This window comes from Candidatus Midichloria mitochondrii IricVA, assembly GCF_000219355.1.
Classification (GTDB): Bacteria; Pseudomonadota; Alphaproteobacteria; order Rickettsiales; family Midichloriaceae; genus Midichloria; species Midichloria mitochondrii.
On record NC_015722.1, the window covers coordinates 40183 to 60317 of the forward strand.

Consider the following 20135-nt stretch of genomic DNA (forward strand, 5'->3'; position numbering starts at 1 on the left):
ATTAGGATTTGAAATGACTTTCAAGACTTTGGCTGAATTAAATATTCAATTAAATAATATAGGCAACCACAACTTCAATAACGAAAAGGAAGCTATTCATAAGCTAATGAAAGAAATTAAGCTCTCAGAAGCTCAACTTCATATCATTCCAAGAAAGAGCAGGAATTTATGCAGAGGCAATCAGGACATCAAGTACTCACGGGGTTGAAAATTTTATTAAGGAATATATAACTTAACTTCCTAAGAGAAATCGCAGTAATGTGTTTAGCAGAAGCTCTTCTTCGAATGCCTGACAATGATACTGCTAATGAACTGGTTAAGGATAAGTTACAAAATAAGGGCTGGAAAAAGTACCTGGAAAATAGTCACTCTTTATTCGTCAATGCATCTTCCTGGGGACTATTTTAACAGGTAAATTGGTTGATTTAAGTACTTTTCCAGATTTTAGCTCAACCAGACTAATCGGCAAACTGGGAGAACCCGTACTGCCTCCTGCTATCAAAAAGGCAATTCATATTATACCTCTAATGAATTCATCATGGGAGATATTAGCAGTGGAATAAAAAACGCTTTATCCCTTGCAAAAGAAAGGTTATCGAATGTCATATGACATTTACGAATATTTAAAAGCTATTAAGAGCATCAGCTCCCACGTGCTGGAAGAGAAAGAAATATATGCGCAACTAAGCATTTCAGTAAGATTATCAGCATTGCATCCAAGGCTTGCATTAACACAAATAACCCGCGTATTCATTCTCAGTTTGCAATTCCATAGCGCGTATACACGGTTGCAGCTATTCAAGAAATGGCCAGGGAGCTTGATTTTGAATTCCAGAAACTACATAGGATGGGCGCAGTACTTCCTATCAGAATTGCAGAAACAAAACTAGCTGGCGTCAAAAGGTTGGTAAGCCCGCTAGAAATTTTTGGCTCGAATAGAAAAAGTGCGCAAGGATACGATATTGGAATAAAAAAAGATTACGATGATATTGTGAGTAATTTAAACAAATATTCCAATCAGTACCATAAAATCTCCTCTTTAATAAAGGGCAATCCTACAGTTAAAACTCCTAAAGATTTTAAGATACTCAAGCCTTCCTCTTTAGAAAAAATAGGGGTTTTTGATAAAGCGTCAATCGATGAAATTAAAAAAGCGCTTGCCCTATCACATCAGGCATTTCATTCTTGGTCCTCCGTTCCAGTAGAAAAAAGAGCTAAAGTTATTGAAAAATTTGGCGATCTACTACATGAAAATAGGTATTTCTTCTATTCACTTTTAATTCGTGAAGCAGGCAAAAACATCAAAGATAGTACAGCTGAAGTCAGAGAAGAAATAGACTTTGCAAGATATTACGCTCAAAGAGCTAGAGAATTACTCTCTAAGCCTCTACAAATGCCAGGGTTATACCGGAGAAATCAATAGCTTTAGCACGGAAGAGGGTGGATTTGTCAAATCTCTTTCAATTGTCCGATGGCTGTTTCAATCAATCCACGCCCTGCAAGAAGCAGTTGTTTAAAAGCCGCAAGCGGGTTTTGTTTTTCTTAAGCCGTGTGATGAGCTCAATACCTTGATTGCTCAGTGTTTTTGCTTATATACCACCGATCTCCGAATAGAAGGCCTGTCAAATATTGAGTCAGTTTTTCGACAACGGCTCGATCATCTGTATTACCCGAAGTCAGTGTGAATGACATAATCTCTCCTTGATCATTGAGGCCAAAGAACCATCCGGGTCGACGTTTTCCCACGCTGAGCGGTGCCTTTAAAGGCCTTATTACTGCTAGTACGTGAGTTATGACAAACCTTCCAGCTTTTTGTTGAGTCAACGTACCTGTTTGTTTCCCTTTGCAGCAATTCAGCAGAATGACCAACGGAATGACCGCGTCCTCGCATCAGCTCAACAAAGCGATTGTAGCTGATAAGCTTCGGCAATCCCTCTCTGAGAGAGATTTGAACACAGTTTAGGTAAAAATCTTTGATCCGGTAATGCCCTCAAATGAAACAAAACGAGGATCGTTATAACTTCGGAAAGCATCATCCCAGACTCTCGTTTCCTTTGTCTCTGCGAGTTTCTTAAGGATCTTTGGTACGTGAGTTGTCGCTTGCAAAAATCATCAATCAAACAAAATATTTCTACTAGGGGAACCACTTTTCTTATTTATCGTGAAATTGAGAAGAACTTAATGGTTATACAGCTTCTTTAAGACCATATCAGGTAATTTCTTTAAAACTTACCTCAAACTGGGGTTAAGAAAAACACCTTCTCAGGGCTCTTTGTGTCTTCAAACCCGATATATCTCGTGGAAAAATAGGTTCGCGGGCCTACTCCTTACGTCAAACTGAGGTTAACTTATAGAATACTAATAATTTTTAGAGAAGATTAAAAAAACAGCGGAGGTAATTCCGCTGTTTTTTACGAATGAAAATTTAGAAACCGACCCTAATTCCTAATAAAGCACCTGCAGACCAGTTTGCTTTCTTTTCAAGCCCTGCATTCTGTCTAACAAGATAAGCTTTTTTTGTCAGCATATGCTAATGGAATTTTTCCCGCCGCCATTTTAGCTGGCTTTGCTATTGAAAGCTTGTTGTTATGCTGGGCAAATAGCCTCAAGTCAAGGCTTACAGAGCTGGTAAGATCATAACCCGTCCTAAGATAAAAAGCATAATTCACAAAATCCTTTTTCTTTTTTCCCTTTAATGCTGCTTCATCAAACTTATAACTTACCGCAGTAACTGCTAAACCATTAGTTCGCCCGGATACAGTTTTGGGAAAATGCTTCAATTTCAAGCTGAGCACGACTCCAACCAAAGCCTGCCCCAATATAAGAGGCAACAGCTGTTGAATTTTCCAGATCCATAAAAGACATTAGCATTAACACCATAACCGCTTAGCTTTGCCCTAGCATCGTATTGCAAATCAGCTGCTGTCGCATCATTTCCTGTACCTCTGGAAAAAGGTACTTCTTGGGAGGGTGTTATTGCTAACTTCAGCCACATAACGAAAACACCTACCCCAGTTCTAAAAGAGCCCATATCACAACCAAACCCAAGGTCTATTCCTCCAGTACTTTTCGTCTTACTTAGAAAGTTCAAATGTTTTCGTTGGAGTTGCAGGTGTATTGATTGCCGCAGCTCGAACGGTAGCACTAGAAGAGCCGCTTCTACCGGCATTTTCTTGGATGTCTTGGTAAACACTAACTCCTACCTTCAATACCTCCGCCAATTCCCATATATAAACCTTCCTTTGCAATAGCAGTAGAAGCAATAGACATAGCAGCAACTGCCGCTAAGGAGATTTTTTTCATAACCTTCCTCACTTTTTAGTTAAAAATACTTCACACAACAAAAATAATATTTAAATAACAATATATTAAACGCAACATCTCGTGTTAAGGTGGGATAAATATGTCTCGGAGAGTTGCTTTTTTGCAACATATTAAAGTAAGTTTTTTAATAAATTAACACCGTTGCTACCAAAATATTGTTCTGAGGTCTAAGTCATTATTATAGGAGTGGTTGAGGCAGCGGTGTGTTTGTGTTATGATCGATAGCTCCTCTAGCTTTTGATTGTTAGAGGAGGCTAAAGATAGATTATAAAAAGTGGTTAAGATAATAGTTTGAGGGATGATCTGTAGAGTTTTTTGTAGTAGCAAAACTTTGCAAAGGGTTTATAAGATTTTGTTTATAAGTAGAGGGTGCAAAATTATGGCAAAAGATAGGATATTCATCTTTAATGAGGATGGTAAAATTGTAGAAGTAAGCGATGAGGAGGACGATAGAAGTTTAGTTGATGCCTCATCGTTAATGCGTGATTTATGCAGGGGCTTGTAAAAGATAAAGGAGTTTCTTTAATAGAGTATATCATAAGTCCAGTAAAGAGGGCATTTACTGGAAAGTCTTACACAGAACTGGCAACGGATCAAAATAAATCTACTGTTTTAGAGATAGATAATATATCTGATAAAGAAAGGTCCTTGATTAATATAGAAAATGGATACTTTGAATCAATATTTACCCAGCTAATTTTACTAAAGAGAGCCGCTGAAAATAAATTAAAGTCAGTATTCATGTGGTTGGGTTTATTAAAGAACGAAGTAAAAGGGGAATTACAGAAAGACCTGGCAAATTTTGATAAGCTCTCAGAAGGTAGTTGGTTAACAGATGAAAGTATCCGGCAACTTGATCAAATAAAATATAGTGACATGTATGATATACATACCCGTAATAATAAGCAGTGATTCAAGGCGAAGAAGAACTGAAGCAGGCTGTAAAAGAGTTTCGAACCGTGGAAAGCAAGTACGGTGATCTGTTAATTTGAATAATTCTCATTGGGTTGCCTTGGTCCTTTCCTGTAAAGATAAGGTATATCAAGCCTACTTTGCTAACTCATTTGGTGGTGATATACCTGATGCTATCAATGAAATTTTACAGCCGCAGATTGAGTAAAGAATGTTCATAATCTTAGTATTAAATAACAATCAGATGGCTATAATTGCGGATTATGGGTGTTAGAAAATGCTAGAGATATTAATGAAATGCTAAGAGAGAATAGATCGGTGGAATGGCTTAAAGAAAAATTTGAGATTCCAAGAGATGAAGATTATTTTCTTGATATTAGGCGAAACTATTTAGAGGAGATAAATCAGCGAGATGAAGGAGATACTGCACTAACCCAAGTTACTTCTCCTGTGGAGGATTGCGTGGATAAGGAGCAATTATCTCTTTTATATAATCAGGATTATCAATTATTACCTTTATGTAATGAAGATTTTTAAGCCCTCGTTCCAGACTTTTGCGACTAGCTATGGGATATCATTGAGGGACTCTTCCATATCAATAATATCTTCTTGCATTTTTTTTGATAAGGGTGCTTTTTGCTGCTGGATCAGTTTTAAAAAATATTTTGCTTTGACTTTATCTTCGAGAAAGAGAGCAGCTTTTGCTGAATATAGGTAAGACTCTAATCTATGTCCTAGTTTGGCTTTTGCTAAAGCTGTTTTTCCTAAAACAAAACCATCAACTTTTTTGTCGGTAAATTGACTTAATAAATTTTCAGCCTTTTTCCAATCGCTCTGGGTGGGTGAAGTAAGCAAGGCAGAAATTAACTTTTTCTTCAGGAGATCGGATTCAGGTAATAAATCAACTGCTTGTTTATAGAGGAATATAGCGGTGATTATTTCACCCTTTTCAAGCGTAATTTGAGCTTTGAGCTCGTAGAAATAAGGGTTTTTGGGATAAGTCCTAATTAATTTACCAAGCTTTTCTAAACTTGCTCCTATGTTGTGTTTTCTATAATCTGCAACACATTTAGCATATAAGCTTTCGCTAGATTCATAATTATAAGTACGCAGTACTTGTTCCCTATCCCAAATGAAGCCTATAACTTTAGCTTTCATCATATTATAAGAGTGTAGAAAGCTTCTGTTATTTAACAAAAGATTAGTATTTTTGACGTGTATACCTGATAAATAATTAACTCTTTCATTGATACCGGGATGAGTTTTATACAGACCTGCATTCAGTTGTACATGACCGCTTTTAATCTTTTTTAGTACGTTTATTAGTCCTTCGATTGGAATGCCTAGCTTCTTCATAAAGATAACTGCCATTTTGTCAGCGGCATGCTCTTGCATTATTGAATATTGCGACAAACGATAGAAAAAAATAGTAGGCAAGATAGATTTTTTGATTGCTTCCCTTACTTCTTCTGCCCTTTTATTGTGATGATTCAAGGTGATATGTGCGGTTTCATGAGCTAGCACTCCCATGACTTCTATGAGACTGCTTGTTTCGCTAATTAGGCCTAAGTTAATAAAGATATTACCGGTATCTAAGACAAATGCATTAATGCTGTTATCTTTAATAAGAGTAATTTTAATATTAGATTTATCAAGCCCAGCCACTTCAAATATTGGCTCAGACATTTTTTTGATAATATCCTCGACTTCTGGATCACTCATTAATTCAGTAGCTAGCCCATTATAACTAACAAAAAAGATTATAATAAATATTAAAAATCTCATTTTCATATATTTGTAATCTGGCTCAATGATTTTTTGATTAATTCTTCCAAACTGATTTGTTCATCATTTTTTAAAATCTCAGCTGCAGTTTTAAAGGCTTCAGACCTAACAAAGCCTAAATTAGCAAGTACTGAAGCAGCATCCAAAGCCATACTTTGACTACCTTCAAGAGGGGTAGCAGCATCGATGAATGAATATGCGCCTGTTACTAAAGCTTTTTTATCTTTTAATTCATTAACTATCCTAGCAGCAAGCTTAGGCCCAATACCGCTAACTCTTTTAAAAGCAGTTATATCTTGCGCTATAATTGCAGCAGTGACCATAGTAGGGGTCATTGAACTCAAAATGGCTAAAGCTACTTTGCCGCCCACGCCTTGGACTGTAATAAGTGCTTCAAATAATTGTTTTTCTTCTTTTGAAGTAAATCCAAAGAGAGTTATTTCTCCTTCTTTTACTTGAGTAAACACCCAAAAAGACTTCGTTTGCCCAATTTGTACGGCGGCTAGAGCTGAAGAGGGGATATTAAGTACGTATCCGACTCCTGCTACATCAATAATAATTTGCTCTGACTCTATTAAGCAAATTTCTCCGGTTAATTTTCCTATCATTTATACACGTTTTGTATTTTTATATTGCAATAGCTACTTTACAGAAAAAAATTAATCATCCAATAAAAAGGTATTGAAATGTTAATCTATTTATAGATAATGAGGCAATATTGAAATTGCCCGCATGATGGAATGGTAGACATAACGGACTTAAAATCCGTGGAGAGCGGTCTCTTGCCGGTTCAAGTCCGGCTGCGGGTACCATACCCGAGAATTCCCTTTTTGAGGTGACACATGGCTAAATCACCATTTTTTGCTAATTCTTTAGCTAACGCTGATCCTATTATTTTTCAACAAATCCAAAATGAATTAGACAGACAACAAGATGGATTAGAGCTTATTGCCTCTGAGAATATAGTTAGCAAAGCTGTATTAGAAGCCCAAGGATCAATTCTTACGAATAAATATGCAGAAGGATATCCTGGAAAAAGGTATTATGGTGGTTGTCAGTATGTCGATGAAATTGAAAATATTGCAATAGAAAGAGCCAAGCTTCTTTTTGAGGCACAGTTTGCCAGTGTACAGCCTCACTCCGGGTCTCAAGCCAACCAGGCTGTTTTTCTTGCTTTACTAAAGCCCGGAGATGCAATTTTGAGTCTTTCGCTGGATTGCGGAGGTCACCTAACTCATGGCTCACCCGTCAACCAATCTGGAAAATGGTTTCAGGCTATGCACTATACTTTAAATCCTGAGAATTTTTTGCTTGATTACGATCAAATAAAAAAGTTGGCTTTGGAGCACAAGCCGAAGTTAATTATAGCTGGTTACTCTGCATATCCAAGACAAATAGACTTTGCTAAATTTAGGGAAATTGCTGATCAAGTTGGCGCGCGGTTAATGGTTGATATGGCGCATATTGCAGGGTTAGTTGCAGTAGGGATTTACGACAATCCTCTTAGGTATGCTCATGTGGTGACAACCACTACGCATAAAACATTACGAGGACCACGTGGCGGTATGATTTTAACTAATCACCAAGATATAGCTAAATTGATAAATTCAGCTATTTTTCCAGGGTTACAAGGTGGTCCATTAGTACACGTTATTGCTGCAAAGGCAGTTGCTTTGGCTGAAGCATTAAAACCTGAATATAAGGACTATATTAGAAATGTTGTAAGTAATTGCAAGATTTTAGCCGATAATTTGCTTCAAAGAGGATGTAGTATTACCACAAATGGTACAGACAACCATTTGCTAATAATGGATTTGAGAAAGCAGGGACTTACCGGTAAAGATCTGGAAGAATCGCTCGAAAGAGCTGGATTAACCTGTAATAAGAATAATATTCCATTTGATACTCAGAAGCCAACGGTCACTTCTGGTATAAGACTAGGCACTGCGGCATGCACTACTAGAGGCTTACAAGAAGAAGATTTTGTAGAAATAGCAGATTGGATAGCAGAAATAATTCACTACATGAAGACAGATCCAGAAAACTTAAATCTAGCGGAAATCACAATTAGGCAAAAGGTAAATAATGTGTGCAAAAGGTATCCTATATACTAATAGTGATAAGCCTCGGTATTTACCTTCTTTTGTAAAGAGGAATAGACTAAAAGGTACAGCAAGAAAAGAGTTAATTAACTCTGATTTAGGGGCTTTTTCTTTAAATCCTCAAGATATTGAAGAATATATCTCACCTAATAATGAGCTGAAGTTAGAAATAGGGTTTGGCGACGGTTCTCACCTTATAAAGCGAGCTCTTTTAGAGCCGACGACGTTATTCATCGGCTGCGAGATATACTTAAACGGTATAGCGAATGTTTTAAAGGCCATTGGACGGTATAACATAAAGAATGTTATGTTGTTTAATGGAGACGCAAGAAATTTACTGGAGCAAGTACCTTGTAACATCTTTACAACGATATATGTACTGTTTCCCGATCCTTGGCCTAAAAAGAAACATCATAAACGCAGGCTAGTTTCTTTGGAGTTTCTAAATCTGTTAAGAGGTAAACTAAAAACCAATTCTTCCACTATTTTAATTGCAACTGATCATCAAGATTATGCTCTTTATATACAGCGATTGGTAGAGAATAGTGGGATTAAAAGCGTTATAAGAAAACCAGATGATTGGATCGAAACTAAGTATCAAATGAAAAGCGCGGCTCTAGGGTTGGATTTTAAATGTTTCCTAATTTATAAATAAAGTTTCATTGCTTAGGCTGCAGTAGCTCCGCTAAGTTTTAGGGTTTAGCAATATTATAGCGTTAGCTATATGATTAACAAAGACTAATACTACCAGGCAATAAAAATAGTTATTGATTTCGTAAACACATATATACTTTGATGGGAAAGTGTGTTAGCGTAAATTCTCAACAACTAATTTTAGAAGGTTTTATGACCCAAAGTGTGTTTAATTTAACAAGTTTAAATGGCAAAATGGTTTTGCTATTAATGGCATTTATCAAGGTGATCAGGCAGGATTTTCGGTATCTTCAGCAGGAGATACAAATGGTGATGGTAAAGATGATCTGGTTATTGGTGCTATTGGTGTTGATAGTTATGCAGGAGCAGCATACGGTAATTTTGGATCCATATTCTTCTGAGGACGCATCTTTTAATGATTTTCAGTGGTGATATTACTACCTTAGTCTAGTATGGGTATATACCACCCCCTTCTGCTATAAACGTAGAATTTTGCTTCTCACTGCTTTGAGAGCAATTGGCAGCTCTTTGGCCAAGGGCAGCGTCCAAAAATCCACCCGGGGGCGCCAAATTTCCCCTTTTGCAACGAGAGGCTTTGGGAATAACTCTGTCTGTAGCAGATTATCTCTTATAGTAAATTCAGTTGAGCTCAAAAATGATGGAGCGAGCAACTCTTCATTTGTTAGAGATATGGTGGTTTTAAATGGGATTTGGTAATACTTGCATATTGCGATCTTTTAGTTTAGTGTCCTACTGTGAAGATTTTTTAGCCAGCTGTTTAAAGCTTAGGTTGTTTATCAATTAACTGTTTAATGTTTTATACATGTTTACCGTTGCTCAAAGTTATAATGCTGGAACTAATCCTAGAGATATAATACTGCTGACTTTAAGATTTAGTAGTTACTAATACTGCTTTAAGTAATGTTTCTATTACTAGGAGTAGGAGATGGTACTTTTCTACCGGCAATAAATTATGATGCCCAAGCTCATCAATTTGGAATGGCTGCGAGCGACTTTAATTCGGACGGCTACTTTATAGATAGTGGTTGCCAGTTCTACTCAGGGCACTGTATCGGTACTGTTAGGAAATGGAGGTGGGTGCTTTTTTAAAGCTGCTGTAAATTATAATGTTGGGCATAATTCAAATGGTATAGCGGTAGGTGATTTTAATGAGGACAGATACCCTGATATAACTGTGCCCAATGGGGTCTGCAGGTACTACTATTTATGTTTTAATAAATCGAGGAGATGGGACCTTTTTTTACCCGCTACGACTTTTGGCGTGAGCAGCTATCCCTCCAGGCTCCTTAATGAGGATTTTAACATGATAGTCATTTGGATATAGAGTAACTAGTAATTATGGTGCAAATACCATTTCTGTATTATTGGGAAATGGCAACGGTACTTTTAGAGAGGCAGCAAATTATAGTACGGGCAATTTTCCTGTTGGTATTACAACAATTGACCTTAATAACGATAGTAAATTGTTGGTTCTGGGCCTTATGTGGGAATAGTCGCTGGTGATTTTGATGATGATAATAAATATGATATAGCAGTGACCTCGTTAATATTGGTGTACCTATATTGATGGGTAATGGCAATGGAACCCTTCAGGCTCCGATGAGGGAGGTTTTTTTTTATGGCGCAGCAGAAATTGTTAGTGATACCTTTGCTTCTGGGCTTACTATCGGCGATTTCAACAAGGACGGTAAGTCAGATCTTGCCACTGCTAACTATGATTCTAATACCGTCTCTGTACTACTGAATATTGCGGTCTAGCCCACTATAACAACTGAACCAACCACTACAACTACTAGTCTTTGTACTAAGTTAACCCCAGTTTGAGGTAAGTTTAAAGAAATTACCTGATATGGTTTTAAAGAAGCTGTGTAACCATTAAGTTTCTCTCAATTTCACGATAAATAAGGAAAGTGGTTCCCCTAGTAGAAATATTTTGTTTGATTGATGATTTTTGCAAGCAACAACTCATGCATCGAAGATCCTTAAGAAACTCGCAGAGACAAAGGGAACGAGAGTCTGGGATGATGCTTTCCGAAGTTATAACGATCCTCGTTTTGTTTCATTTGAGGGCATTACCGGATTCAAAGATTTTTACCTAAACTGTGTTCAAATCTCTCCCAGAGAGGAATTGCCGAAGCTTATCAGCTACAATCGCTTTGTTGAGCTGGATGCGAGACGCGGTCATTCCGTTGGTCATTCTGCTGAATTGCTGCAAAGGGAAACAAACAGGTACGTTGACTCAACAAAAAGCTGGAAAAGGTTTGTCATAACTCACGTACTAGCAGTAATAAGGTCTTTAAAGGCATCGCTCAGCGTGGGAAAACGTCGACCCGGATGGTTCTTTGGCCTCAATGATCAAGGAGAGATTATGTCATTCACACTGACTTCGGGTAATACAGATGATCGAGCCGTTGTCGAAAAACTGACTCAATATTTGACAGGCCTTCTATTCGGAGATCGGTGGTATATAAGCAAAAACACTGAGCAATCAAGGTATTGAGCTCATCACACGGCTTAAGAAAAACATGAAAAACAAAACCCGGCTTGCGGCTTTTAAACAACTGCTTCTTGCAGGGCGTGGATTGATTGAAACAGCCATCGGACAAATTTCTTGGCAGACCTCTTTCTCAGGGCTCTTGGCTTATGTCTTCAAACCCGGTATATCTCATGGAAAAATAGGCTCACGGGCATACTCCTTACGTCAAACTGAGGTTTTAATAGGCATTATCTAGAGCTAGTTTTAATCGAAAAACAAAGCGCTATAGCAAATCCCTGAGGATGCTTTGCGCTGCTCTTACCCTCTTCTTCCATAAGCATTTGCCGGATTTGAAACTTCTATCTATAATATTAGGCAATGCCCCCCCTGAAATTGATCTATATTTTTGCCGAATACTTGGGCCATAAGTAACCAAAAAAAATATAGCACAAACAAACGAGTAACAGCAAAAAATATATTCCAAGGGTATATACCCTACCTACTGTTCCCATAGTAGAGGCTGCATCTATATCGGTCGCGAAAATAGTTGCGATATAACTATATCAGGAAAATTTCTTCCCCCTAAGATGTTTTGATGGATTTAGATTTATGCAACCCAGCTTTTATGCAGATTAAAAAGTAAAAAATGACGATTACAACATCAATTATATGTACATTATGCATACCTCCTCCCTATGCGTGTTTATTGGCGGTCTTGCTGGCATTCTTAGTAAATATACAACATATATCTTGTGCGTTGTACATAATCGCTTTCGCTGGTATAGTAATGCACCGCCACCTTAGAAAATAAGCCGACCGCTCTAAAGATTTATTGCACTTTGGGTCCCATGTAAGCCCTTGCCACTTCTTACAACTTATTTACCCCTACTTACAAAAGCATCAGACAATCTACAATACCTTCTGTGTATAAATTTGACTCACCAAAAAATCAAACAGAATTATTTTTTGTTGCAATATTATTCATTAGCCGTATTTTTATTTTGGTGAATTTATTTTCAAGAGGCTAAAAAAGAAGATGGCAATCCCGATACTGATGCCTGCATTATCTCCGACTATGACTGAAGGGAATTTAACAAAATGGCTTAAAAAAGAAGGTGATAAAGTCTCTCCTGGGCAAATTATGGCAGAAATTGAAACTGATAAAGCCATAATGGAGATGGAGGTAGTTGATTCTGGAATAATAGGAAAAATTTTAGTACCTGAAGGTACGAGCGAAGTAAAAATCAATGCTTTAATAGCAGTACTCCTTGAAGAAGGAGAAGGCCCAGACTCCATACAAACTATAATTGAACAACATAGCAGTAGTACTGCTCAAATAAAAACCGCGCCCACCGCCCAGCAACAAGGGGTTTCATTAAGCTCTAACCAGTCTACAGCACACTCAAAACCAGAAAGAGTTGTTGCAAGTCCACTAGCCAAAAGGATTGCTGAACAAAATAATATAGACTTGTCCTCGATTAGTGGCAGCGGACCCTATGGTAGAATTATCAAATCTGATGTTTTAAAGTTTGCAGAAAACCGAAAAGCAGATGGCGGAGCCACTAACACTATACTTCCTATTGCTTCCTCTACTTATGGACGCAACCCGAAAGAATTTGAAAAGCTACCTGTAGCTGGAGTTCGTAAAGTAATTGCAAAAAGGTTACTCGAATCAAAACAAACCATACCTCATTTTTATGTGACGATTTCCTGTGAGTTAGATAATTTGCTAACCTTACGGAAGCAGATTAACGATTCAGCAAAAGAAATAGATGGTAAGCCAATATATAAAGTTTCTGTTAATGATTTAGTTATAAAAGCAACAGCGAAAGCTATGAAGCTTGTACCAGCAGCTAATTCTTCTTGGGATAATGATCATATTATCCAATATAATAATATCGATATTTCTGTCGCGGTATCAACAGACGGGGGCTTAATTACTCCTATTATAAGGAATGCTGATCAAAAAAGTATCGTCGATATCTCTGAAGAGATGAAAAGCTTAGCCGCAAGAGCACGAACCAATAAACTAAAGCCCGAAGAATTTCAAGGAGGTGGCCTCAGTATTTCAAATTTAGGTATGTATGGCATTGATAAGTTTGATGCAATAATAAACCCACCACAATCTTGTATTATGGCAGTTGGCGCTGGTATCGCAAGGCCCGTTGTAAAAAATGGGAAAATTGAGATCGCAACGGCAATGGAAATCACCTTATCCTGTGATCATAGAATTATCGATGGAGCTATTGCTGCTAAATTTGCTAACGCTTTCAAAAAATTTATTGAAAATCCTGTTTTAATGTTGATTTAAGAAGGTGAATTATGGAAAAATTTGATGTTGTTGTGATAGGCGCCGGTCCTGGTGGCTACGTTGCTGCGATCCGAGCAGCACAGCTAGGTTTGAAAACTGCGGTCGTTGAAAGAGAGCATTTAGGCGGCATATGCCTTAATTGGGGCTGTATACCAACAAAAGCATTATTGCGATCAGCAGAGGTTTATCATTTAGTCAAACATTCTAACGAATTTGGTGTAGAATGCCAAAACGTAAAATTTGATTTTTCTAAAATTATAGAACGCTCTAGGCAAGTTTCTAAAAAGCTTGCAGACGGCGTTTCCCAGCTTATGAAAAAAAATAAAATTACAGTGGTTAATGGAACAGGAAAATTAGCTGGCAAAATGCAAGTGGCCATTTTTGAGCAAGAGAAAAAAGAAATTAATAAAGTAGAAGCAAAAAATGTAATTCTTGCTACAGGTGCAAGGGCCAGGACATTGCCAGGTTTAGAGCCTGATTCAGATCATATATGGACATATAGAGAAGCGATGGTGCCACAAAAAATGCCCAAATCTTTATTAGTCGTAGGTAGTGGAGCAATTGGTGTAGAATTTGCAAGTTTTTACAACATGCTGGGCGTCGAAGTCACTATTATTGAAATTGCAGATAGAATTTTAGGCGCTGAGGACGAAGAAATCGCGGCAATTGCTCATAAATCATTTGAAAAAAGAGGGATAAAAATAGTTACTAATGCTCAGATTAAGGAAAGCAAAAAAGTTAAAGCAGGATCAGAAGTAGTTATTACTACAAAACAAGGAGAGGCTAAGGATACCTTCGAAAAGATAATTGTGGCTGCAGGCATAGTCGCTAATACGGACTCAATAGGATTAGAAAACACCAAAATACAGCTACATAAAGGCTTTATTAAAACAAATGAATATTGCCAGACAGATGAAGCAAATATTTACGCTATTGGAGACTTGACCTCTCCGCCATGGCTTGCCCATAAAGCAAGTCATGAAGCAATTATTGCGGTTGAAAAAGTTACTAATAAAAATGCACATCCATTGAATAGAAAAAATATACCAGGTTGTACTTACTGTTATCCACAAATTGCAAGCGTTGGGTATACTGAAAAGCAAGCTAGAGAAGCTGGATTTGATGTTAAAATTGGTAAATTTCCATCTTCAGCAAATGGTAAGGCTATCGCTATGGGAGAAACTGATGGTATGATTAAAACTATCTATGATAAAAAAACTGGGGAATTACTTGGAGCTCACCTAATAGGGGCAGAAGTTACAGAAATGATCCAAGGCTTCGCTATGGCGAAAACCTTAGAGAGCACTGAGCAAGAAATAATTCAGACTATTTTCCCTCATCCAACAATGTCGGAAATGATGCATGAGGCGACCCTTGCAGCGTTTAATAGAGCGATTCATATATAGCTCTAACCTCCCCCCCCTGCCCCCCCAAACATTCTATAAACCGATTAGCATTATAGGGCTTTTAAGGCGGAATATAGAAAATACTACATCCCGATCTCTAGCCAGTAAAATTACTGCGCCATATTCTTGCTCCAAAATCCTTCTTTTTGCTTTAAGGAGAAAGTAGCTAGTCACTTGCAAATCCAAATAGGTGTAATGGTAGTAATTAATTTTATAAGTATGATGATGAGAAGTACTGCGTACCAATGAAGAATTGGAAAGTTCCCAGCAGAATGCAATTAGCATCCTGTTTACGGCTCGTTTGCTTTTTTACCCCCACGCGGGGGGGGGCCTTACAAGCGAAACCACAAAGGATAGGAGGGCGCGGCTCTGCTTTTACAACTCACTTTAGCTATACATATTAAGCTTATCCTAGATAAAAGTTAAATATTTAAGTAGTTACGAAACTCTCCATATTAAAGAAATATACTTTTTTAACTCAAAGGATTAACTATAGCTGAGCGAGTTTGCGCTGAAAGAACATAACCCGCCTTCCGCCCCCTTTGCAAGCTTCACTTCCAAAGCAAGAGGGCTATGTTAAAAAACCTCAGTTTGACGTAAGGAGTATGCCCGTGAGCCTATTTTTCCTGAGATATATTGGGTTTGAAGACATAAGCCAAGAGCCCTGAGAAAGAGGTCTGCCAAGAAATTGTTTGGCGAGCGATGCCGTGGCGCTGGATTTGTCAAATCTCTTTCAATTCTCCGATGGCTGTTTCAATCAATCCACGCCCTTGCAAGAAGTAGTTGTTTGAAAGCCGCAAGCCGGGTTTTGTTTTTCTTAAGCCGTGTGATGAGCTCAATACCTTGATTGCTCAGTGTTTTTGCTTATATACCACCGATCTCCGAATAGAAGGCCTGTCAAATATTGAGTCAGTTTCTCGACAACGGCTCGATCATCTGTATTACCCGAAGTCAGTGTGAATGACATAATCTCTCCTTGATCATTGAGGCTAAAGAACCATCCGGGTCGACGTTTTCCCACGCTGAGCGACGCCTTTAAGGACCTTATTACTGCTAATACGTAAGTTATGACAAACCTTTTCCAGCTTTTTGTTGAGTCAACGTACCTGTTTGTTTCCCTTTGCAGCAATTCAGCAGAATGACCAACGGGATGACCACGTCTCGCATCAGCTCAACAAAGCGATTGTAGCTGATAAGCTTCGGCAATTCCTCTCTGAGAGAGATTTGAACACAGTTTAGGTAAAAATCTTTGAATCCGGTAATGCCCTCAAATGAAACAAAACGAGGATCGTTATAACTTCGGAAAGCATCATCCCAGACTCTCGTTTCCTTTGTCTCTGCGAGTTTCTTAAGGATCTTTGGTACGTGAGTTGTCGCTTGCAAAAATCATCAATCAAACAAAATATTTCTACTAGGGGAACCACTTTCCTTATTTATCGTGAAATTGAGAGAAACTTAATGGTTACACAGCTTCTTTGAAGCCATATCAGATAATTTCTTTAAAACTTACCTCAAACTGGGGTTAATCATTGTTAACTCCAAGAAGCTCACATAAGCCTTGGCTCCAAAATTTCTTTGGGCCGCTTTCTTATGGTCGAGTATAAATAAAAACAGGTCCAACAATTAACCAATACAAGATTGTCGCTGTGAGTTAGTGTTCATCTATAGGGGTTACAAATTAATCCGAGGTTTGGTCAGTAACGTATTGTTTTATCTAAGCGAATAGCGGGCTCTTAAGGAGCTACTTTCGAAAATAGCCTGAACAATGTAAGCAACTAAATAAGAAAGGTGGAAAGTTTAAGATTTACATGGTGCCGCCGGCGGGAATCGAACCCGCGACCTCTTCATTACCAATGAAGTGCACTACCACTGTGCTACGGAGGCATAAAAAATAACTTGGTATAGACCTTCTATAAAACAACTTGGCTCTTTACAAGTCTTTTGTTTACTGAAGAAGGATTATTTTTTATTTTAAGCTTCTATTTTATACGCTTAATTGCTCTAACCCAGGCTTCCCAATCTCTTTCTCCTAAATTTTCTTCAAACGACAATAAGTCATTAACAGCTTTTTGGCAGATTTCTTCTGGTATTCGTAAATAGCCTTTATTCATGCTTAAGGTAATGGCCTGAGTCTGGCAAGCTTTCTCTAAATGATAGGTATAGAACATAGCTTCTTCAACATGTTGACCACATATTACTGCTCCGTGATGACGCATCAGCATAACTATTTTAGAGCCTAAGTCATGGGCAATTTTTTGTCCATGATTTTTATCTAGAACAAGAGAGTTATAAGAATGATAGGCAATGTTGTTGTAAAAATGTAAAGCCCACTGATTAATTGGTAATAAACCTTCTCTTAATGCGGAGACGGCAGTGATGTAGGGAGTTGTATATGAAAAAACGCAATTGATATCTGGGCGACTTCTATAGACTGCAGCGTGAGTTATATAACCAGTTTCATTATAATGTTTTTCTTTGCCTTCTAAAATCTCGCCGTCAAGAGATACCCTGAGCAAGTTTTCAGTGCCTACTTCTTCAAAACGAAGCCCAAATTGATATATATAAAAACTATCGTTATTAGCTCTTACTGATAAATGAGTATACGTATGATCATCTAACCCAAGATAAGCAAGTATGTGATATGCCTGTACAAGCTTCTTCTTACGATTTAGTTCGATTAAATCCGCCACCATACCTTAAGAGACTAATCTACCTAATGTTTCTTTGAAGTTAAATTTTTCATTGGTAACCGAAATTGGTTTATTAGTTTTTAACAATTCTTTTTCCACCGCTGCAAACACTGTAGTTATTACATACTCCCGTAATTGAGCAGTTTCAATTTGGTTTTGGTAAATAAGAGATTGCTCGATTATCTCTGCTCTTTTCTGTTCAAGTTCAGCAAGCTTTCTACTCGCTGCAGATTTTAAACTCTCAATACGCTTTTTAGTTAAGTCTAAAATTTCAGCGCATTTTTTATCGGTTAATTTATTTTCTTCAACAAGTTCTGCTAAAGCCTTTTCAGCTTCTTCCCGAATTTTTAAAGATTCGGTTATATCTTTTTGTATTTTATTGATCTTCTCATTAATCATTTTGGCGAAGAGCCTTTTTGTTGGTATAAAAGCTAAGACAATAAATGTAATAAAAGAAATTACAATCCAAAGATCAGCTGTAATCATTTTTTCTTCCTGAATTTTGATCTAGAGTTAAGGAGGACAAAAGAATTTGTTTCAATTCTTCAACAATAGCAGGGACGCCTTGAGCTATTTCTAAGTTTCTTAAGTGGGTTAATTCAGCTGCTTTTTCTTTTAAGATCATAGAAATTAGATTGTCACTTTCAACAGCTTTTGTTTCAAGTATTAATTTAACTTCCCGGTCTGCCTCAAGGTTCATAATTTGTGCGTTTTCATTTGTTGCTCTGAGTTTTGCTTCCATTACAGTTCTTATTTCTTTAGCTTTTTTGATGTTCTCTTCTGCGGCATTCAAATTATTTTTTATTAAATCTATTCTTGAATTTATGATTTCCTCAATTTTTGGAAAAAACAAAAACCGTACCAATGAATAAAGAATAAAGAAGCTGATAAGGAGCCACAGAAACTGAGCTAAGTAAGTAGAAAAGTCAAGCTGAGGCATTTTTCTTCATCTTGTTAGATAACAAAAAGTAATAGTAATGCGATTAGGAAGGCAAAAAGGCCCATTGCTTCTGCAAGGCCTGCTCCTATAAAGGCATTCTTCATCAGTTGAGGTTCAGCAGAAGGGTTACGAGCAATGCCATTTAATAATGCAGCAAATATGGAGCCAACTCCAACCGCAGCTCCAAGCATTGCAATTGCCATTAAGCCTATCCCAATAAATTTTAAAGATTCCAATTCCATTTAGTTCCTCGTTTATTTAAAATCAATTAATGTAAATTAAGCGCGTCGCCTAAGTATACACAAGTTAGTATGGAAAAAATATAAGCTTGTAATACAGCAATGAATATTTCAAATCCAGTTAAAATTGTCAACAGAGCGAACGGAAAAATACCTAAAAATCCTGCCATTACTGTAAAAGCTGCGAGTACTTTTAATACAATGTGTCCTGCGATCATGTTTGCAGCAAGCCTAATAGAGAGGCTTATAGGCCGGGCTAAGTATGCAAACAGTTCAATTACAATAAGCAGTGGAGCCATGAAAATAGGTACTCCTTTTGGTAAAAATAACGATAAAAAGTGAGCACCATGTCTAATAAACCCCAGGATCGTTATAAAGATAAATATCGCCGCAGCCATAGCAAAAGTTATGGAGATATGGCTAGTAACCGTAAAGCTGTACGGAATCATACCAAATAGGTTACAAGAAAGTATAAAAATAAATAAAGAAAATATTAGTGGGACAAATTTTCTAGCCTCAGTGCCTACTGTACCTTCAATCATTTGAGTTATAGTATCGTATATGATTTCTATAAAAGCTTGAGTTTTTGTGATGGGGCCATTTTTGCTGAATAAGATCGGAGATAAAAAGAAAGCAGTTAAGGAGATAACTATAATCATAGCCAGCGCTGAATTTGTGAAGTGTAGATTGAAACCTAAGAGGTTGAATTCAAAAAGATTCTTAATAGCAAACTGTTTTAATGGATCGATGATCATACATGTGTTTTTATTATCGGCCTTTGAAGGCATTATAAGCATTATAACTGCCTGCTGCAATACCAAAAATAGAACCGAGAAATAAAAAAATCGGCGTAGTATTTGCATATTTATCAGCATGATAGCCGATAAACGCTCCAACTGCCATTCCAGCAGCTAATTCCAAAATCAAATTATAACCAGAAAAACTCTTCTTAGTTTTTCGGCGCACAAACAGTCTTTGTCTTAAACCGGAAATCTTTTTCTCTATTTCATCCATAATCTTCAAGGCCAAGATGGAACTATCGTATGAGGGGTAGAGTACCAGAAATTAAACTGCAGTCAATTGCTTCGTTAGCTAATATGGCTATGTAATCTTCTCTTAAAGACTTGCATATAAATCTCGAAACTCTGCTAGCATTCTATTGCGTCTGTTGGAGGTGTTTAGCTTTTTAGGTTTTGCGATATGGCGAGTGATATGCTTGTGGGTATAGGTGCCTTTAAAACTCTAACAATGTCCTGTTTACTGGAGGTATAATTG

31 protein-coding genes, 2 tRNA genes and 1 pseudogene are annotated in these 20135 nt (G+C 37.4%); 16 read left to right on the plus strand and 18 right to left on the minus strand.

All coding sequences use genetic code 11. From position 1 onward, the window contains the following. Positions 1-13 precede the first annotated feature (13 nt). The 3 genes from MIDI_RS00280 to MIDI_RS00285 all read left to right on the plus strand — a co-directional run bounded on the left by MIDI_RS00280 (position 14) and on the right by MIDI_RS00285 (position 1423). The gene (locus MIDI_RS00280; RefSeq protein WP_013950604.1) at positions 14-208 is read left to right on the plus strand and encodes a hypothetical protein; all 195 of its coding nucleotides are present in this window, start codon (positions 14-16) and stop codon (positions 206-208) included. Between the two features lie 50 nt (positions 209-258). Then, positions 259-408, plus strand: a complete 150-nt coding sequence (locus MIDI_RS10025; RefSeq protein ID WP_013950605.1) for a hypothetical protein — start codon at positions 259-261, stop codon at positions 406-408. A 397-nt stretch (positions 409-805) separates the two neighbouring features. Then, positions 806-1423, plus strand: a complete 618-nt coding sequence (locus tag MIDI_RS00285) for an aldehyde dehydrogenase family protein (RefSeq protein WP_041185294.1) — start codon at positions 806-808, stop codon at positions 1421-1423. A 137-nt stretch (positions 1424-1560) separates the two neighbouring features. On the opposite strand, the gene MIDI_RS00290 is transcribed toward MIDI_RS00285, so the two are convergent. The 5 genes from MIDI_RS00290 to MIDI_RS09575 all read right to left on the minus strand — a co-directional run bounded on the left by MIDI_RS00290 (position 1561) and on the right by MIDI_RS09575 (position 3209). After that, the gene (locus MIDI_RS00290) at positions 1561-1692 is read right to left on the minus strand and encodes a transposase (protein ID WP_013950607.1); all 132 of its coding nucleotides are present in this window, start codon (positions 1690-1692) and stop codon (positions 1561-1563) included. 13 nt (positions 1693-1705) lie between these two features. Beyond that, the gene (locus tag MIDI_RS09150) at positions 1706-1930 is read right to left on the minus strand and encodes a transposase (protein WP_237697381.1); all 225 of its coding nucleotides are present in this window, start codon (positions 1928-1930) and stop codon (positions 1706-1708) included. Positions 1931-1959: 29 nt separating this feature from the next. Continuing rightward, entirely contained in the window at positions 1960-2106 is a 147-nt protein-coding gene (locus MIDI_RS08320; RefSeq protein WP_160162161.1) for a hypothetical protein, read from the minus strand. Between the two features lie 392 nt (positions 2107-2498). After that, positions 2499-2807, minus strand: coding sequence for a hypothetical protein (locus tag MIDI_RS00295; protein WP_148234075.1), 309 nt, complete (start codon positions 2805-2807; stop codon positions 2499-2501). A gap of 267 nt (positions 2808-3074) precedes the next feature. Next, positions 3075-3209 carry a hypothetical protein gene (locus tag MIDI_RS09575; protein ID WP_272940967.1) on the minus strand — a complete coding sequence of 45 codons (135 nt, stop codon included), beginning with the start codon at positions 3207-3209 and terminating at the stop codon, positions 3075-3077. Between the two features lie 494 nt (positions 3210-3703). On the opposite strand from MIDI_RS09575, the gene MIDI_RS09580 reads away from it, so the two are divergent. The 3 genes from MIDI_RS09580 (at position 3704) to MIDI_RS00315 (ending at position 4773) form a co-directional block, all read left to right on the plus strand. After that, positions 3704-3829 carry a hypothetical protein gene (locus MIDI_RS09580; RefSeq protein WP_272940968.1) on the plus strand — a complete coding sequence of 42 codons (126 nt, stop codon included), beginning with the start codon at positions 3704-3706 and terminating at the stop codon, positions 3827-3829. Then, positions 3814-4236: a hypothetical protein gene (locus MIDI_RS00310; RefSeq protein ID WP_013950609.1), complete on the plus strand. Its 423-nt coding sequence runs from the start codon at positions 3814-3816 to the stop codon at positions 4234-4236. Before MIDI_RS09580 ends, MIDI_RS00310 begins: the two co-directional genes overlap by 16 nt. Before the next feature lie 267 nt (positions 4237-4503). Continuing rightward, positions 4504-4773 carry a hypothetical protein gene (locus MIDI_RS00315; protein WP_041185299.1) on the plus strand — a complete coding sequence of 90 codons (270 nt, stop codon included), beginning with the start codon at positions 4504-4506 and terminating at the stop codon, positions 4771-4773. Positions 4774-4800: 27 nt separating this feature from the next. Here MIDI_RS00315 and MIDI_RS00320 read toward each other — a convergent pair whose 3' ends face one another. Both MIDI_RS00320 and ruvA read right to left on the minus strand, forming a co-directional pair. Then, positions 4801-6021, minus strand: a complete 1221-nt coding sequence (locus MIDI_RS00320) for a M48 family metalloprotease (protein WP_160162162.1) — start codon at positions 6019-6021, stop codon at positions 4801-4803. A 2-nt stretch (positions 6022-6023) separates the two neighbouring features. Next, positions 6024-6629, minus strand: coding sequence for a Holliday junction branch migration protein RuvA (gene ruvA, locus MIDI_RS00325; RefSeq protein WP_013950612.1), 606 nt, complete (start codon positions 6627-6629; stop codon positions 6024-6026). A 118-nt stretch (positions 6630-6747) separates the two neighbouring features. Here ruvA and MIDI_RS00330 point away from each other — a divergent pair. From MIDI_RS00330 to lpdA, 10 genes and pseudogenes are all read left to right on the plus strand, one after another. Continuing rightward, positions 6748-6833: transfer RNA gene (locus MIDI_RS00330), tRNA-Leu, on the plus strand. Positions 6834-6863: 30 nt separating this feature from the next. Next, positions 6864-8135, plus strand: coding sequence for a serine hydroxymethyltransferase (gene glyA, locus MIDI_RS00335; protein ID WP_013950613.1), 1272 nt, complete (start codon positions 6864-6866; stop codon positions 8133-8135). Continuing rightward, on the plus strand, positions 8107-8778 hold the full coding sequence (gene trmB, locus MIDI_RS00340; protein WP_013950614.1) for a tRNA (guanosine(46)-N7)-methyltransferase TrmB: 672 nt from the start codon (positions 8107-8109) through the stop codon (positions 8776-8778). The genes glyA and trmB overlap by 29 nt, the downstream gene beginning before the upstream one ends. Before the next feature lie 203 nt (positions 8779-8981). Then, a complete protein-coding gene (locus MIDI_RS10550) occupies positions 8982-9209 on the plus strand; it encodes a hypothetical protein (protein ID WP_237697382.1) in 228 nt (75 codons plus the stop codon). A 610-nt stretch (positions 9210-9819) separates the two neighbouring features. Next, positions 9820-10122, plus strand: coding sequence for an FG-GAP repeat domain-containing protein (locus MIDI_RS10035; RefSeq protein ID WP_041185301.1), 303 nt, complete (start codon positions 9820-9822; stop codon positions 10120-10122). A gap of 28 nt (positions 10123-10150) precedes the next feature. Continuing rightward, complete coding sequence (locus MIDI_RS10040) at positions 10151-10291, plus strand: FG-GAP repeat domain-containing protein (RefSeq protein WP_410517935.1); 141 nt, start codon at positions 10151-10153, stop codon at positions 10289-10291. A gap of 73 nt (positions 10292-10364) precedes the next feature. Continuing rightward, a complete protein-coding gene (locus MIDI_RS00360) occupies positions 10365-10556 on the plus strand; it encodes an FG-GAP repeat protein (RefSeq protein ID WP_013950616.1) in 192 nt (63 codons plus the stop codon). A gap of 448 nt (positions 10557-11004) precedes the next feature. Then, a pseudogene (locus tag MIDI_RS10555) lies at positions 11005-11530 on the plus strand (transposase). A 780-nt stretch (positions 11531-12310) separates the two neighbouring features. Beyond that, complete coding sequence (locus MIDI_RS00370; protein ID WP_041185302.1) at positions 12311-13585, plus strand: pyruvate dehydrogenase complex dihydrolipoamide acetyltransferase; 1275 nt, start codon at positions 12311-12313, stop codon at positions 13583-13585. 11 nt (positions 13586-13596) lie between these two features. After that, the gene (gene lpdA, locus MIDI_RS00375) at positions 13597-14991 is read left to right on the plus strand and encodes a dihydrolipoyl dehydrogenase (protein ID WP_013950620.1); all 1395 of its coding nucleotides are present in this window, start codon (positions 13597-13599) and stop codon (positions 14989-14991) included. A 576-nt stretch (positions 14992-15567) separates the two neighbouring features. Here lpdA and MIDI_RS08325 read toward each other — a convergent pair. The 11 genes from MIDI_RS08325 to MIDI_RS00420 form a co-directional block, all read right to left on the minus strand. Next, the gene (locus tag MIDI_RS08325; protein ID WP_160162163.1) at positions 15568-15717 is read right to left on the minus strand and encodes a hypothetical protein; all 150 of its coding nucleotides are present in this window, start codon (positions 15715-15717) and stop codon (positions 15568-15570) included. 109 nt (positions 15718-15826) lie between these two features. Next, positions 15827-15958: a transposase gene (locus MIDI_RS10050; RefSeq protein WP_013950607.1), complete on the minus strand. Its 132-nt coding sequence runs from the start codon at positions 15956-15958 to the stop codon at positions 15827-15829. 22 nt (positions 15959-15980) lie between these two features. Further along, entirely contained in the window at positions 15981-16076 is a 96-nt protein-coding gene (locus MIDI_RS10055) for a transposase (RefSeq protein WP_410517936.1), read from the minus strand. Then, the gene (locus MIDI_RS07685) at positions 16057-16374 is read right to left on the minus strand and encodes a hypothetical protein (protein WP_052567643.1); all 318 of its coding nucleotides are present in this window, start codon (positions 16372-16374) and stop codon (positions 16057-16059) included. Before MIDI_RS07685 ends, MIDI_RS10055 begins: the two co-directional genes overlap by 20 nt. Positions 16375-16800: 426 nt before the next feature. Beyond that, positions 16801-16875 (minus strand) — tRNA-Thr (locus MIDI_RS00390). 95 nt (positions 16876-16970) lie between these two features. Beyond that, positions 16971-17684, minus strand: a complete 714-nt coding sequence (locus tag MIDI_RS00395; protein WP_013950622.1) for a class II aldolase/adducin family protein — start codon at positions 17682-17684, stop codon at positions 16971-16973. A 3-nt stretch (positions 17685-17687) separates the two neighbouring features. After that, complete coding sequence (locus MIDI_RS00400; RefSeq protein ID WP_013950623.1) at positions 17688-18167, minus strand: F0F1 ATP synthase subunit B family protein; 480 nt, start codon at positions 18165-18167, stop codon at positions 17688-17690. After that, positions 18154-18621, minus strand: coding sequence for a F0F1 ATP synthase subunit B family protein (locus MIDI_RS06120; protein ID WP_013950624.1), 468 nt, complete (start codon positions 18619-18621; stop codon positions 18154-18156). Before MIDI_RS06120 ends, MIDI_RS00400 begins: the two co-directional genes overlap by 14 nt. Positions 18622-18635: 14 nt before the next feature. Next, positions 18636-18863, minus strand: a complete 228-nt coding sequence (locus tag MIDI_RS00410; protein WP_013950625.1) for a F0F1 ATP synthase subunit C — start codon at positions 18861-18863, stop codon at positions 18636-18638. Between the two features lie 26 nt (positions 18864-18889). Next, positions 18890-19615: a F0F1 ATP synthase subunit A gene (locus MIDI_RS00415; protein WP_013950626.1), complete on the minus strand. Its 726-nt coding sequence runs from the start codon at positions 19613-19615 to the stop codon at positions 18890-18892. Between the two features lie 13 nt (positions 19616-19628). Further along, entirely contained in the window at positions 19629-19874 is a 246-nt protein-coding gene (locus tag MIDI_RS00420; protein ID WP_013950627.1) for an AtpZ/AtpI family protein, read from the minus strand. Between the last annotated feature and the right edge of the window lie 261 nt (positions 19875-20135).

What these genes read in the sequence shown, in the direction of transcription:
- MIDI_RS00280 (WP_013950604.1), top strand. Translation starts at nt 14, where the DNA reads ATGACTTTCAAGACTTTGGCTGAATTAAATATTCAATTAAATAATATA.
- MIDI_RS10025 (WP_013950605.1), top strand. Translation starts at nt 259, where the DNA reads ATGTGTTTAGCAGAAGCTCTTCTTCGAATGCCTGACAATGATACTGCT.
- MIDI_RS00285 (WP_041185294.1), top strand. Translation starts at nt 806, where the DNA reads ATGGCCAGGGAGCTTGATTTTGAATTCCAGAAACTACATAGGATGGGC.
- MIDI_RS00290 (WP_013950607.1), bottom strand. Translation starts at nt 1,692, where the DNA reads ATGTCATTCACACTGACTTCGGGTAATACAGATGATCGAGCCGTTGTC.
- MIDI_RS09580 (WP_272940968.1), top strand. Translation starts at nt 3,704, where the DNA reads ATGGCAAAAGATAGGATATTCATCTTTAATGAGGATGGTAAAATTGTA.
- MIDI_RS00310 (WP_013950609.1), top strand. Translation starts at nt 3,814, where the DNA reads ATGCAGGGGCTTGTAAAAGATAAAGGAGTTTCTTTAATAGAGTATATC.
- MIDI_RS00320 (WP_160162162.1), bottom strand. Translation starts at nt 6,021, where the DNA reads ATGAGATTTTTAATATTTATTATAATCTTTTTTGTTAGTTATAATGGG.
- ruvA (WP_013950612.1), bottom strand. Translation starts at nt 6,629, where the DNA reads ATGATAGGAAAATTAACCGGAGAAATTTGCTTAATAGAGTCAGAGCAA.
- glyA (WP_013950613.1), top strand. Translation starts at nt 6,864, where the DNA reads ATGGCTAAATCACCATTTTTTGCTAATTCTTTAGCTAACGCTGATCCT.
- trmB (WP_013950614.1), top strand. Translation starts at nt 8,107, where the DNA reads ATGTGTGCAAAAGGTATCCTATATACTAATAGTGATAAGCCTCGGTAT.
- MIDI_RS00360 (WP_013950616.1), top strand. Translation starts at nt 10,365, where the DNA reads ATGGGTAATGGCAATGGAACCCTTCAGGCTCCGATGAGGGAGGTTTTT.
- MIDI_RS00370 (WP_041185302.1), top strand. Translation starts at nt 12,311, where the DNA reads ATGGCAATCCCGATACTGATGCCTGCATTATCTCCGACTATGACTGAA.
- lpdA (WP_013950620.1), top strand. Translation starts at nt 13,597, where the DNA reads ATGGAAAAATTTGATGTTGTTGTGATAGGCGCCGGTCCTGGTGGCTAC.
- MIDI_RS10050 (WP_013950607.1), bottom strand. Translation starts at nt 15,958, where the DNA reads ATGTCATTCACACTGACTTCGGGTAATACAGATGATCGAGCCGTTGTC.
- MIDI_RS00395 (WP_013950622.1), bottom strand. Translation starts at nt 17,684, where the DNA reads ATGGTGGCGGATTTAATCGAACTAAATCGTAAGAAGAAGCTTGTACAG.
- MIDI_RS00400 (WP_013950623.1), bottom strand. Translation starts at nt 18,167, where the DNA reads ATGATTACAGCTGATCTTTGGATTGTAATTTCTTTTATTACATTTATT.
- MIDI_RS06120 (WP_013950624.1), bottom strand. Translation starts at nt 18,621, where the DNA reads ATGCCTCAGCTTGACTTTTCTACTTACTTAGCTCAGTTTCTGTGGCTC.
- MIDI_RS00410 (WP_013950625.1), bottom strand. Translation starts at nt 18,863, where the DNA reads ATGGAATTGGAATCTTTAAAATTTATTGGGATAGGCTTAATGGCAATT.
- MIDI_RS00415 (WP_013950626.1), bottom strand. Translation starts at nt 19,615, where the DNA reads ATGATCATCGATCCATTAAAACAGTTTGCTATTAAGAATCTTTTTGAA.
- MIDI_RS00420 (WP_013950627.1), bottom strand. Translation starts at nt 19,874, where the DNA reads ATGGATGAAATAGAGAAAAAGATTTCCGGTTTAAGACAAAGACTGTTT.